Annotated in this window: 13 protein-coding genes and 1 other RNA gene; 5 read left to right on the top strand and 9 right to left on the bottom strand. The window is 36.8% G+C overall.

What is annotated here, in order from left to right:
* The 9 genes from dnaX to P8M52_RS01030 all read right to left on the bottom strand — a co-directional run.
* On the bottom strand, positions 1-953 hold a 953-nt coding region (dnaX, locus tag P8M52_RS00990), incomplete at its 3' end, for a DNA polymerase III subunit gamma/tau (protein WP_300306029.1).
* Positions 954-981: 28 nt separating this feature from the next.
* An RNA gene (gene ffs, locus P8M52_RS00995) (signal recognition particle sRNA small type) lies at positions 982-1,077 on the bottom strand.
* Between the two features lie 155 nt (positions 1,078-1,232).
* On the bottom strand, positions 1,233-1,895 hold the full coding sequence (gene murU, locus P8M52_RS01000; RefSeq protein WP_300306032.1) for an N-acetylmuramate alpha-1-phosphate uridylyltransferase MurU: 663 nt from the start codon (positions 1,893-1,895) through the stop codon (positions 1,233-1,235).
* Positions 1,892-2,845, bottom strand: coding sequence for a phosphotransferase (locus P8M52_RS01005; RefSeq protein WP_300306035.1), 954 nt, complete (start codon positions 2,843-2,845; stop codon positions 1,892-1,894). The genes murU and P8M52_RS01005 overlap by 4 nt, the downstream gene beginning before the upstream one ends.
* The gene (locus P8M52_RS01010; RefSeq protein WP_300306038.1) at positions 2,838-3,671 is read right to left on the bottom strand and encodes a D-amino acid aminotransferase; all 834 of its coding nucleotides are present in this window, start codon (positions 3,669-3,671) and stop codon (positions 2,838-2,840) included. The genes P8M52_RS01005 and P8M52_RS01010 overlap by 8 nt, the downstream gene beginning before the upstream one ends.
* Entirely contained in the window at positions 3,671-4,798 is a 1,128-nt protein-coding gene (locus tag P8M52_RS01015) for a D-alanyl-D-alanine carboxypeptidase family protein (protein ID WP_300306041.1), read from the bottom strand. Before P8M52_RS01015 ends, P8M52_RS01010 begins: the two co-directional genes overlap by 1 nt.
* Before the next feature lie 12 nt (positions 4,799-4,810).
* Positions 4,811-5,800 carry a lytic murein transglycosylase B gene (gene mltB / locus P8M52_RS01020; protein WP_300306044.1) on the bottom strand — a complete coding sequence of 330 codons (990 nt, stop codon included), beginning with the start codon at positions 5,798-5,800 and terminating at the stop codon, positions 4,811-4,813.
* Positions 5,800-6,939, bottom strand: coding sequence for a rod shape-determining protein RodA (rodA, locus tag P8M52_RS01025; RefSeq protein WP_300306047.1), 1,140 nt, complete (start codon positions 6,937-6,939; stop codon positions 5,800-5,802). The genes mltB and rodA overlap by 1 nt, the downstream gene beginning before the upstream one ends.
* Positions 6,936-7,298 (bottom strand): Mth938-like domain-containing protein, encoded by a 363-nt coding sequence (locus P8M52_RS01030; protein WP_300306050.1) that lies wholly within the window; start codon positions 7,296-7,298, stop codon positions 6,936-6,938. Before P8M52_RS01030 ends, rodA begins: the two co-directional genes overlap by 4 nt.
* A 90-nt stretch (positions 7,299-7,388) precedes the next feature.
* On the opposite strand from P8M52_RS01030, the gene P8M52_RS01035 reads away from it, so the two are divergent.
* The 5 genes from P8M52_RS01035 to rho form a co-directional block, all read left to right on the top strand.
* Positions 7,389-7,838 (top strand): tetratricopeptide repeat protein, encoded by a 450-nt coding sequence (locus tag P8M52_RS01035; RefSeq protein ID WP_300306053.1) that lies wholly within the window; start codon positions 7,389-7,391, stop codon positions 7,836-7,838.
* On the top strand, positions 7,838-9,220 hold the full coding sequence (gene gltX / locus P8M52_RS01040; RefSeq protein WP_300306064.1) for a glutamate--tRNA ligase: 1,383 nt from the start codon (positions 7,838-7,840) through the stop codon (positions 9,218-9,220). The genes P8M52_RS01035 and gltX overlap by 1 nt, the downstream gene beginning before the upstream one ends.
* A gap of 17 nt (positions 9,221-9,237) precedes the next feature.
* Positions 9,238-11,754: a [protein-PII] uridylyltransferase gene (gene glnD, locus P8M52_RS01045; RefSeq protein WP_300306056.1), complete on the top strand. Its 2,517-nt coding sequence runs from the start codon at positions 9,238-9,240 to the stop codon at positions 11,752-11,754.
* Positions 11,755-11,844: 90 nt separating this feature from the next.
* Entirely contained in the window at positions 11,845-12,171 is a 327-nt protein-coding gene (gene trxA, locus P8M52_RS01050; RefSeq protein ID WP_300306059.1) for a thioredoxin TrxA, read from the top strand.
* A gap of 112 nt (positions 12,172-12,283) precedes the next feature.
* Positions 12,284-13,145: transcription termination factor Rho (gene rho, locus P8M52_RS01055; RefSeq protein ID WP_300306062.1), on the top strand; the 862-nt coding region annotated here is incomplete at its 3' end.

The raw sequence follows: 13,145 nt of genomic DNA on the forward strand, positions 1-13,145 counted from the left end.
TGATTAGAGATATGACCAGCCAGCTCCTGGATGTCATCACTTACCCCATCATTAATAATTTGGGCTAATGAGATCTGATGAAATAGAGAACTTAGATCTTTCAAAGCGTTAGTTAGATTTTCGCCACGATGAGCTAGATCTCTAATAAATTTAATCACCGCTTTTGCATCTTGATTAAATAAATGTTTGGCTAATGTAAGGATATCATCATGATGAACCAAACCAAGCATTGCTTTAATATCTTTACTGGTGACTGTGCCGTTTCCATATGAAATCGACTGATCAAGCAAGCTAAGTGCATCGCGCATTGAGCCATTGCCAAAATCAGCAATTTGATTAAGCGCAGATTCTTCGTAGCTCAAACTCTCAGTATCCATGATAAATTTTAGTTGGCCTAAGATCTCATCATGGGTTAATTGTTGCAGGGTAAATTGCAAACAACGAGATAAAACAGTGACTGGAAGCTTTTGCGGATCAGTCGTTGCCAGTAAGAATTTAACATGTTCTGGCGGCTCTTCAAGCGTTTTAAGTAGGGCGTTAAAACTACTTTTGGAGAGCATATGAACTTCGTCGATCAAATAAATCTTGTAGCGATTTTTAGTCGGCATGTATTGCGCATTTTCTAAAATATCACGCATATTGTCTACACCTGTATGCGACGCAGCATCCAGCTCGATTAGATCAACTGATTGACCTTTGTCAATTTCGACACAAGTTGCGCATTGGCCACAAGGCGTAGAGCTAACACCTGCTTCGCAATTGATAGATTTGGCAAAGATACGCGCAATGGTTGTCTTACCTACACCGCGTGTTCCAGTAAATAAAAAACCGTGGTGTAAGTTATTAGCGTCTAGTGCATTGACTAGAGTTTTTTTAGCATGAGTTTGCCCAACTAGTTCGCCAAACGTATGCGGGCGATATTTGCGTGCTAGGACTTGGTAATGGTCACTCATACTAAGAGAAATAATTTAAAAATGGCAGTACCCAGAATAACATCCAACACATGAAAAAATTACTACCGTTGCTTCCTTCCGGACCTGGCGGGGTTTGTAACCATTCATTGCAGGAGTACTCTAAGCACTACCAAAAATTATTTTACTTGAATTAACGCTTTAAGTTCTTAATAAAAATGAATGATATTTTAATTTTTCAAATTTAACAATCTGTTAAATTTTGAATCATTAATACAGCATGTAACTAAATCATGGGCACTTAAGAAAGCGGGTTAGCTGTTAAGAATTATGTGCTAGATCACGGCGCTCTGGCGTGCCAATATCTTGCCAAAGACCATCATAATACTCTGCACTGAGTGTGTTGTTAGCAATAGCATCTTTAAGCAATGGATAAAGTGCTAATTTATCTGGAGTTGATACATATGGCTTGAAAAAATCAGGATGATAGATCCCAATACCAGAGAATGTAAAATCGTTAGACTCATTGATTGACACTTGGTGATCATTTGTTAGAGAAAAATCACCCGTTGCATTATGTTCAGGATTATCTACCAATATCAAATGAGCAAGCGAATCAGCCGGTAGAGCGAGTTTGGATAAATCGTAATCACATAACACATCAGAATTAATGACAACAAACGGCTCTTTGCCCAATAGTGGCAGCGCTTTGATAATGCCACCAGCAGTATCTAGTGCACCGTCAAATTCATCACTATAGGTTACCCTAACACCCAGTCTTGATCCATTGCCAATATAGGTTTTGATTTGCCACCCTAAATAAGCAACATTTACAATAATATTTTTTAAATTAGCTTTTTTAAGTGCAAGGATTGAGTGTTCAATTAATGTTAAGCCTCTAACTTTTATAAGGGGCTTGGGTGTGGTTTTGGTGAGTGGCATCATACGCTCACCTCTGCCTGCGGCTAAAATCATGGATTTCATTGGTCTACCTTTGTTAAGTTAATAATGTCTTTTAAGTAAATAAAATTTGGATATTTGTCAGCTATTTGTAGGACGTATTTTTCAATTAATGGAATGTCTTGCAAATATTGATGCTTACCATCACGCATTGAAAGACGTTTGAAAATTCCTAAAATTTTCAAATGGCGCTGTAAGCCCATTAGGTCAAATTGCTTTTCAAATTCATTGAAGCTGATAGCGATTTTAGCCTGAGTATGATAGTAAGTTAGCAAGGTGTGTAATTCACCAGTTTCAAGCTCATAATAAGCATCTTTTAATAAAGAAACTAGATCATAACTATTAGAACCGACAACCGCATCTTGAAAATCAATAACTGAAAGTTTTTTATTAGTTATCATTAAATTTCTGCAATGATAGTCTCGATGAACAAAAACTTGCGGAGAGTTAAGAGAATTTTGCACCAATTCATTAAATAGTTGATGCAATTGATCAAGCAAAGGTTGTTCAATACTTTTCGGCAAATACCATTCCACAATAAGCTGCAATTCAGCTTTAAGTAGTGATTCATCATAATGATTAAGCGCTTGCTTGTGCCAATCTATGGTTTGTAATTTGATGAGCTCGTCAATTGCCATTTGATATAACTCAAGGGTATTTGTTTTGCCGAGCGCTTGCAGAAAAGTTGTAGAGCCTAGATCTTCAATAAGTAAAAAACCTTGCTGCAAATCTTGATCAATAATTTTAGGCGTATAAATACCGTTAAGCCTTAACAGTTTGGCAATTTTTACAAAAATCTCAGAGTTTTCCTTGTCTGGAGGTGCGTCCATGGCAATAAATGATAGATTGCTACGCTCAATGCGAAAATAACGACGGAAACTTGCGTCATCACTGGCTTTAGAGATGGTGAAATTAGCATCATCAAAAAAAATCTCCAACCAGTCTTCTAGCTGATCTAGTCGTAAGTCATGCATGCTTTAATGTTTGATAATGATTGTAGATTTCCAACCAATGCTCACCCACTTTACCGTGGTTAATTAATTGATCATCAACTTTGGTAATAGGCATGACTTCACGCGTAGAGCTGGAGATCCAAACCTCGTCAGCAGATAATAATTGAGTCAGGGTTGGTGCTACTTCTTGAATGGCTAGATTGCAATACTTGGCACTTTCTAGCACTAAATCACGGGTAATTCCAGAAAGGATGTTTGTGCCAGTAGGATGAGTGAATAATGTAGAATCTTTGACAATAAATACATTGGAAGTTGCACCCTCGGTAACAAGTTGATCACGGTGTAGAATTACTTCTTCAGCGTGGCAAGCTTTTGCTTGTTGCGAGTAAATTATATTGGCCAATAGAGAAGTGGACTTAATGTCGCACCTTTGCCAACGAAAGTCGGCCTGACTAATAGCACTAAAACCTGTTTCTAGTTCAGTTCTAGATTTGGGAGTGAGGGAGTTTGCCTCAACAAAGACAGACGGTATTAGTGCTTCAAAGCTATGCTTTCTGCTGACATCTGCACCACGAGTTATTTGTAAATAAAGCGCTTGATTTGCAGTTGAAGAAAAACTTAATAGGCGATTGAAGATATCAAGCCACTCGTTGTTTGAATAAGGGTTTTGAATTTGAATGGCGTCAAGGCTATTTTGCAAACGCTGAAGATGTTCGTATAGACGAAATATTTTTCCTGCATAAACTGGAATAACTTCATACACACCATCGCCAAATAAAAAACCTCTATCCATGACAGAAATAGAGGCTTTGTTTTTAGGAGTAAATTCGCCGTTAAGGTAGACCATTAAAGCCCAACTTTCTCCAACATGCGTGAGAAAAATCCTGCTTCTTCTGCATCTTCTAATGCGATTAAAGGAATTTTAGCAGTCGTTTTTCCTTCAAACTGGATTAAAAGACTACCCACTTTATCGCCTTTACTAATAGGTGCAGAAAGATTATCATCTAATTGAATGACTTGGTCAGATAACTTAAACTGACCACGAGCCAAAGTAAAGCTTTTTTCACCCGTAGTGCCAACTTTGAGCGTGTCTGTCGTGGCACTAGAAATAGGCACTTGTTTTTCAATATTTTTTAAATTTTTGGTTTCGAAAAAACGAAAACCATAGTCTAATATTTTTTGAGTTTGTGCAGTTCTAGCATCTACACTAGTTGAGCCTAATACAACTGAAACTAAACGCATGTCCATACGATTAGCGCTTGCAACAAGATTGTATCCTGCTTTTTTGGTGAAGCCAGTCTTTAAGCCATCAACCGTTTTATCACTCCATAGTAGTTTATTGCGATTAGGCTGTTTGATGCCATGGTAAGTGAAATATTTTTCTGCATACCATGGGTAGAATTGTGGAAAGTCATGAATGGTTGCTGCAGCTAAAATAGCCATATCAGCGGCTGTCGTGTATTGATCATTGTGTGGTAAGCCTGAAGCATTTTCAAAGCGAGAATTGATCATTTTTAGTTCACGCGCATATTCATTCATATAGGTGGCAAATGTACCTTCTGTACCAGCAATGTGTTCAGCTAGTGCGACAGAGGAGTCATTGCCTGATTGGATAATCATGCCCTTTAGTAGCGTTTCTAACTTGATGCTTTTACCTACTTCCACAAAACTTTTTGAGCCGCCGGTTTTCCAAGCTTTTTCACTAATACGAACTTCATCTTCAAGACTTGCACGCCCATCGTTGATCAATTGAAAAACCACATAAGCCGTCATCAGCTTGGTAAGACTAGCAGGTGCACGCTTCTCATGAGCGTTGTCACTTGCCAGTGTTTTTCCAGAATTGTAATCAAGTACCGTATAAGCGGCAGCATTGATATCAGGCGCTTTTGGGGTGATAAAAATTGCGGCTTGTGCATTAATTGAAAAGGCTGCAACTGATGCGACTAAGAGTTTTGATACGGATGAGAAATACATAGTGTTTGCGGGTTATTTTTGAGTGAATTGTTGCTTGATTTTTTCAGATAATAGTACAGCTGTCATTGCATATCTGTTGTCATGATTATAACGGGTTAGCACATAGAAATTCCAAAAAGTCAGCCAGGTTTCAAAATGATTATCTTGAGACAGTTTAATAAAGGCAAGTTTAGTTTTATTATTAATATCACTATCTATATTAAAACCTTTGTTGCGCCAATACAGAGCATTCTTTTTTGGCTTATTGGTACTTGATTTTGCGTAGTGTTTTTGATTGTCGGTTAAGATTATCGGACGAGTATAAGGACCAAAATCATGCCATTGGTGTTTGTCAAAATAATTAGCAATTGAGCCAATGGCATCTGCTGGACTAGTAAACAAGTTAACTTTTCCATCAGCATCAAAGTCTATTGCATAGTGTCGGTAAGAGCTAGAAATAAATTGAGCATAACCCATAGCGCCTGCATGAGAACCTTTAATAGCTAACGGCGCAAAGCCATTATCACGAGACATCAGCAAGAACTCTTCCAATTCTTTTTGGTAGAATTTTTTTCGGCGATGCTTACCAAAAGATAATCTTGCTAAAGTTTCAAGTGTGGGATGAGTGCCTTTGTTTTTTCCATAATTGGTCTCAATACCTAAAATTGCAACAATAATCTCTTGGGGAACGTTAAATTGCTTTTCGGCTTGTTTGAGTGTTTTTAGATTGTCTTTCCAAAATTGCACGCCATTATTGATACGAGTATCAGTTATAAACAAAGTGCGATATTTATCCCAAGACAAGGATTTTGGTTTTGACTTTATTTTGGTGGATTTGGCAGTTTTTTTAGCAACAACTAGAGATGTTTTTGAAAATATAAATTGTAATTCATGTTTATCAAAATGGTGCTTTTTAACCATTTTGTTAATGAAATTATGTGTAGCCTGAAAGTTTGTTGCTGGTAGGCTTTCGGCCATTACAACAGTAGGTAGGTATAGGAAGATAAATACAATTAAAGGCATTATTGTTGTAGATATCTTGGAGATTTGTGTTTGCGAATTGCCATAATAATGCCAAAACTAGCCATTAGGGTAATGAGCGATGAGCCACCATAGCTAATTAATGGAAGTGGAACGCCAACCACTGGCAACAAGCCTGATACCATACCGATATTAACAAAGATATAGGTGAAGAATGTTAAGGTGAGACTAGCACCTAATAATTTTGAAAAATTGTCTTCAGATTGAAAAGAAATAACAAACGCTCTATAAATAATTAGTCCGTAAAGTAAAAATAAAAACAACACTCCAAGAAAGCCTAATTCTTCAGCCACTACTGAAAAAATAAAGTCTGTTGCATGTTCTGGTAAAAAATTTAGTTGAGATTGTGATCCTTGTTCTAGACCTTTGCCAAATATGCCACCCGATCCAATTGCAATTTTGGATTGCAGAATATGATAACCTGACCCCAGTGGATCTGAGCTTGGATCTATCAAGGTCATAATGCGTTTTTTTTGATAGGCCATTAGTAAATAATTCCAAGCTATGTAACCGCCTGCAACTATTAATGAGCTAATAAGACTTAAATTTAGCCAAGTGTTTCTAAGAATTTGTATACGAATTCCCGAGAAAAACAAAACATAAACACCCGAAGCGCCAATTAATAGCGAAGTGCCTAAATCTGGTTGTCTAGCGATTAACAGAACAATGGTAGCAATAGAGACAATGGATAAAAAGATTGGAAGAGGTTTTGGCGGTAAAGTTTTATCACTAAGAATCGAGGCGATTGCTATAGGGACAATAACTTTCATAATTTCAGATGGCTGGAAGCGAATAAATCCGAGATCTAACCAGCGTTGTGCGCCACCGCTACTAGAGCCAAAAAATAAGACTAATGTTAATAAAAAAATACCAAATAACATTAAAAAAGGAGAAAATCGTCTTAACAAATAGGGTGGAATTTGAGCAATAATAAGCATAGCGCTAATTGCTAGTGCAAAGTGAAAAATTTGCTTATAAAGAGTGGATATTGAGCCTGCTGATGCAGAATATAGAACCACAAGACCAAAACCACTTAACGCCATAATTAAAAGGAATAATGGCGTATCCATTTTGAAATAACGCCAAAAATGACGAATCTGCTCAATACTAAAGAAATTCATAGTAACAATAGAGCAACATTCCTAACATCTGATAATAACAGGTTGAAGCTTCGACAAGCTGATTCGCTATTCATGCTTTCGGTATTAACCCCCATTTGCTGGATATCAACTTGCTGCTTGCCTGTAAGGAATCTTGGTAATTTTCCTGTACCAATAATCAAAATATCAACATCATCTTGACTGGTTAATGGAAATAGCGCGGCTTTGTTGATATCAGCTATATTGGTAATTTCTACTTCCGTTGAAAAACTTTTAGAAATAAAACAAGGTGTTTTAAGTTGAATATTGTTTAATTGCACAAGACTATTTTCTATAGAAATAATGCTGTTTTGATTGTTGTCTTGTTGGTTAAATTCCACTTAAAGAGTAAGGTTTGTTTGCTGATTATTGAGTCATTATAACCACAGTCTGCGTGTAAAATTATTGTCTTTTTATATTTGAGAAATATTGTGAGCGATTCAAACTCTACTGACATTTATAATGCAGATTTATCTAGTGGTATTACTGCTTTTGACACCAAAAATTTCACCATGGCTTATCAATTATTAGCACCACTTGCAGCCCAGGGTAATGCAGAAAGTCAATGGCGCCTTGGAATGATGCAAATGAACGGTCTGGGTATGGTGGAAAACCAACCTTTAGGTTTTGAGAATTTCATCCTAGCAGCTAAGCAGGACCATGTGTTTGCCCATCATATGATTGGTGTTGCTTACATGACTGGTGAAGGGGTTGAAAAAGATATTGATAAGGCTATTGAGTGGTTCGAAAAGGCTGCTGAATTTGGCATCCCTGGACCTATGTATACACTTGGTATGCTATATGAAGATGGCAAGGAAGTTGAGAAAGATCTTGAAAAAGCACAAGTTTGGTATAACAAAGCAGAACAATTAAACCAGTGATGAAGTCAAGATTTGCCCCTTCGCCAACAGGATATCTACACATAGGTGGCGCCAGAACGGCGTTATTTGCTTGGGCCTGGGCTAGGAAACAACAGGGGCAGTTTGTATTACGAATTGAGGACACTGATCGTGAACGCTCAACTCAGGCTTCAGTTGATGCAATTTTGGATGGTATGAATTGGTTAGGCCTGGCACACGATGAAGGTCCTTTTTACCAAACAGATCGTTTTGATCGTTACAAAGAGATTATTCAGCAGCTACTTAACGAAGATAAAGCTTATTATTGCGAATGTTCAAAAGAGCGTTTGCAAATTTTGCGCGATGAATTAACCGAAAAGGGCGAGAAGGCAAAATATGATGGCTGTTGTCGAGATAAAAATCTGAGTTCGGGCGTGGTACGTTTTAAAAACCCTTTAGAGGGTGTTGTGGCATTTAACGATGCAGTCAAAGGTAAAATTTCAATTGCCAATAAGGAATTGGATGATTTGATTATTGCTCGCACTGATGGCACCCCAACATACAATTTAACCGTTGTAGTTGATGATTATGATATGGAAATTGATACCGTTATACGCGGTGATGATCATATCAATAACACACCTAGGCAAATCAACCTGTATCAAGCATTAAATTGGCGTCTGCCAGAGTTTGCCCATTTACCAATGATTCTAGGTAGCGATGGCGCACGACTTTCAAAGCGTCATGGTGCGGTTAGTGTTATGGCTTATCGAGATGAAGGCTTTTTGCCAGAGGCGTTATTAAATTATTTAGTGCGATTAGGCTGGTCACATGGTGATCAAGAAATTTTCACGTTGGCAGAAATTGTAGAGTTGTTTGAGCTAAAAAATATCAATAAAGCGCCTGCAAGCTTTAATCAAGAAAAATTAATCTGGCTAAATCAAGAATATATTAAATCAGCTGATGTTGAGCATCTAATAAAAAATTTAGCATGGCATCTGGATCATCAGCAGATTGACACATCAACAGGTCCAGCGCTTGAATTAGTGGTTGAGCATCTACAGGAGCGTTCAAAGACTTTAGTTGAAATGGCTGAAGGCATGAAAATGTTCTATCAAGATTTTGATGAATTTAATGAAAAATTGGCAAAAAAACAGTTTAAAGACAGTCAATCAATTCAGTTGTTAATGACAAAGCTGAATTCATTGGATGATTGGGTTGCCAGCAATATTAAAGACCAGATAAAACAGGTGTGTGAAGAGCTTGACATTGGCTTTGGAAAAATAGGCCAGCCATTCCGTCTGGCACTTAGCGGTAATGGCAATGCTGGAAATATAGATATTGTTGCGCAATTAGTAGGTAAAGATCGAACTTTAGCAAGACTACAAATGGCGCTTGATTATATTTCTCAACGCAGTGACTAATCAGTTATCATCTATGTATGCAATTAGATGATTATAAAACTCAATATCAAGACTTACAAAACTCCTTACAAGCTGGATTTTTAAATTCTACTAGTGCTGTAGAGGGTTTTGTATTGGCTAGAGCCAATGGCGTTGATGAATTATTAAGAGATATTTGGCAAAGCTTTAATATGCCCACTCAACTTTCATTAGTGGCTGTAGGTGGTTATGGTCGTAGTGAGTTGCATTTATACTCTGATATTGATCTATTAATTCTTATTCCAAACGGTTCGCATCAAACATACCAGCAAGAGATTTCTCAATTTTTAACGTTCTTGTGGGATGTTGGTCTTGAAGTAGGGCATGCAACCAGAGATATTAAGGATTGTGCTCGAGTGATTGATGATTTGAGTATCGTTACCAATATGTTGGAATCCCGGCTTATTATTGGCCAGAGTGATATTTTTGAGCAAATGAAGCGAGTAATTAAGTCAAGCGCCTGGTCTTCTCAATCATTTTTAGTTGAAAAACAAAAAGAACAAAACAATAGGCATGAAAATTTTTCCAATACTGCCTACAATCTAGAGCCTAATATCAAAGAAAGTCCAGGTGGTTTACGAGATATTCAAACTGTTGCTTGGGTTGCTAAATGGTATTTTGATGTAGAGTCATTATTTGATTTGGTGAAATCTAAGTATCTAAGCCCTGATGAATATGAGCTATTAAGACAATCGCAATTATTTTTATGGCGAGTGAGATTTGCATTGCATGTTATTGCTTCTCGACGAGAAGATCGTCTGGCTTACCAGTATCAGAAGCAAGTGGCAGATATGCTAGGCTATGCAGATGGCGATTCCATGGCAGTCGAAAGTTTTATGAAAGATTATTATCGTACAGTGACTAAAGTATCTCGCCTCAATGATATTTTGCTGCAATTGTTAGAAGATAAAGTACTGAACACGCAGATACTCAATAGTCGATTTAAAATTTCACATGGCTATATTCATGCCAGTCATGACCAGGTCTTTATACAAAGCCCTTCAGCCTTTATTGAAATTTTTTTGCTAATTACAAAGCATAGTTATGTAAGCGGTATTAGCGCCGGAACATTAAGGCAAATGCAAGACAATCTTGATTTAATTGATCAGAACTATCATAAAAAACGCAATAACAATCGTTTGTTTATTGAATTGCTACAGCAAAATCAAGGTGTTAACAAGGCGTTAAAATTAATGAATAGATACGGTATTCTTGAACACTATATCCCTGCATTTGGCAAAATTACCGGTCTAATGCAGTACGATCTGTTCCATACCTTTACCGTTGATCAGCATACATTATTCGTTATTAGAAATTTAAGGCGTTTCTTTGTTAGTGAATTTGCACATGAATTTAGTTTGTGTAGCGAAGTATCAAATAAGATTAAAAAACCAGAATTATTGTTACTTGCTGGTTTGTTCCATGATATTGCCAAAGGCAGAGGTGGGGATCATGCCAAACTTGGGATGGATGATGCTCAGGAGTTTTGTAAGAGTCATCAGATTAATGTGACTGATACTAGCATAGTGGTTGGATTGGTTGAAAAGCATTTGCTTATGTCAAATGTAGCTCAAAAACAAGATATTGATGATCCTGAGATTATTAGAAGTTTTTGTAATGAAGTGGTCTCGGTAGAATTTTTAGAGTATCTATATTTATTAACTGTTGCAGACATACGAGCAACAAAAGATGATCTGTGGAATGATTGGAAAGATTCGTTGTTAAGAAAACTATTCAATCAGTCTAAGCAGTATTTAGAAAGTGAAGTTAGCGTATTGTTAAGTAGTAGCGAAAGGGTTGAGAAAAATAAACACGAAGTAATTAAAGCGGTTGTTACACAAGGGTTTGATATGGAATTTGTAAATTCTGTATTGGACAACCTTCCCAAAGACTACTACTTGCGCTATGAATTAGATGATGTTTTATGGCATTTATCTTTGCAAATGAATAAAGGTTCTGATGAAGTAATTGTGAGTACCAAGCTTTCTGAGAGTAATGTTATTGATATTTTTGTTCTGTGCAAAGATTCCAAAGGCTTATTTTTTAATTTAGTGAGTGTTGTTGAACGATTAGGATTAGATATTGTTGACGCAAAGATTTTAACTACTAAAGATCAAAAAGCATACAATACAATTAGTATCTTGCAAGATAAGCGTCTTAGTGGTCTCAGTCTTCATCAATTAATTAAAGAGGCATTAAACACTCCTGAAGTTGATGTTGCCAGGCCTCAGCAGCATTTTTCACATCAATATTTTGAAAACAAGACCCATATCAAAATAGGTGAGAATGAGGAATGGCGCTTAACTCAGTTGGAAATCGATACGCTAGATAGGGTAGGGGTTCTTTCAAATATTGCTTATGTATTTTATGAACTTGATATATCGCTCATTAATGCTAGAATTTCAACCATGGGCGAACGAGTAGAAGATGTGTTTTTTATTAATAACATGCATGGAGATCCGTTGAACGAAGCTCAGAAAATAGCTCTAGAGAGAGCTTTAATAGAAAGATTGTAATAACTTTTAAATCAGTTTGAATAGTGATATAATCTCAATCTTACAGCAGTTCTGCTGTTTCTTTTCATTTCAGAATATTTAAAAAAACCTATGAACGATAAAATTTTAGCAGTTACAGATGATAGTTTCGAAACGGACGTTATTAATTCTTCACAAACCGTATTAGTTGACTTTTGGGCAGAGTGGTGTGGACCATGTAAAGCATTAGCACCCGTGTTAGATGAAATTGCTGATGAATACGATGGTAGAGTTGTTATTGCCAAAGTGAATGTTGATGAAAATGATCAGACGCCACCTAAATATGGTATTCGCGGCATTCCAACCATGCTTTTGTTTAAAGATGGGGCGGTTGCTGGTACTAAAGTAGGTGCTTTGTCTAAAGCAGAGTTAAGCGCATTTATTGATACAAATATTTAATTAACCTTTATCAAGTGTACGATCAGAGGCGCTTGATATACTCACAATCATTTGCAAAAAAATTGCAATAATCATTTGACAAGTTCTTGTCAAAAATCATAATGGACATTTCATGAAATTATCAGAGTTAAAAAAATCATCCCCAGAGGAATTATTAGAACTGGCACAATCTTTAGGTGCTGAAAATATTTCTCGAGCAAAGAAGCAAACACTTATTTTTATTATTTTAAAGGCTAAAGCAGCTAACAAAGAAGAAGTTGTTGGCGATGGTGTCCTAGATGTATTGCAAGATGGTTATGGATTTTTAAGATCAAGTGATGACTCGTATACATCTGGTGCTGATGATATCTATATCTCTCCAAATCAAATAAAACGGTTTAATTTATCAACGGGTGATTTAGTTGCAGGAAAAATCCGTGCACCTAAAAAAGGTGAAAAATATTTTGCTTTAATTCAAGTATCTGAGGTAAATGGTGAAAATCCTGAAAATGTTAGAAATAGAGTGCCATTTGCATCATTAACTCCAATTCACCCGAATGAACGTTTAGATCTTGAAATTGGTAATGGCGGTACTGAAGATATTACCGCAAGAGTCATTGATTTGGTCGCACCATTTGGTAAAGGTCAAAGAGGGTTGCTTGTTGCACCGCCAAAAGCTGGTAAAACTATGATTATGCAGAATATTGCATCATCAATTTCTCGTAATAATCCTGAATGTGAACTGATTGTTTTATTGATTGATGAGCGCCCTGAAGAAGTAACAGAAATGGCCAGAACGGTTCGTGGAGAAGTTATTGCTTCGACTTTTGATGAACCGGCAAAGCGCCATGTACAAGTGGCTGAAATGGTTATTCAAAAAGCTAAAAGACGCGCAGAACAAGGTAAAGATGTGATTATTTTGTTAGACTCTATTACTCGTCTTGCTAGAGCTTACAATACTGTTGCACCATCATCAGGCAAGGTGTTAACTGGTG

This window comes from Candidatus Thioglobus sp., from assembly GCF_029243085.1.
Taxonomy (GTDB): domain Bacteria; phylum Pseudomonadota; class Gammaproteobacteria; order PS1; family Pseudothioglobaceae; genus Thioglobus_A.

Excerpts from the sequence above, each read along its gene's own strand:
- murU (WP_300306032.1), bottom strand. The coding sequence starts at position 1,895 with ATGAAATCCATGATTTTAGCCGCAGGCAGAGGTGAGCGTATGATGCCA.
- P8M52_RS01005 (WP_300306035.1), bottom strand. The coding sequence starts at position 2,845 with ATGCATGACTTACGACTAGATCAGCTAGAAGACTGGTTGGAGATTTTT.
- P8M52_RS01010 (WP_300306038.1), bottom strand. The coding sequence starts at position 3,671 with ATGGTCTACCTTAACGGCGAATTTACTCCTAAAAACAAAGCCTCTATT.
- P8M52_RS01015 (WP_300306041.1), bottom strand. The coding sequence starts at position 4,798 with ATGTATTTCTCATCCGTATCAAAACTCTTAGTCGCATCAGTTGCAGCC.
- mltB (WP_300306044.1), bottom strand. The coding sequence starts at position 5,800 with ATGCCTTTAATTGTATTTATCTTCCTATACCTACCTACTGTTGTAATG.
- rodA (WP_300306047.1), bottom strand. The coding sequence starts at position 6,939 with ATGAATTTCTTTAGTATTGAGCAGATTCGTCATTTTTGGCGTTATTTC.
- gltX (WP_300306064.1), top strand. The coding sequence starts at position 7,838 with ATGAAGTCAAGATTTGCCCCTTCGCCAACAGGATATCTACACATAGGT.
- glnD (WP_300306056.1), top strand. The coding sequence starts at position 9,238 with ATGCAATTAGATGATTATAAAACTCAATATCAAGACTTACAAAACTCC.
- trxA (WP_300306059.1), top strand. The coding sequence starts at position 11,845 with ATGAACGATAAAATTTTAGCAGTTACAGATGATAGTTTCGAAACGGAC.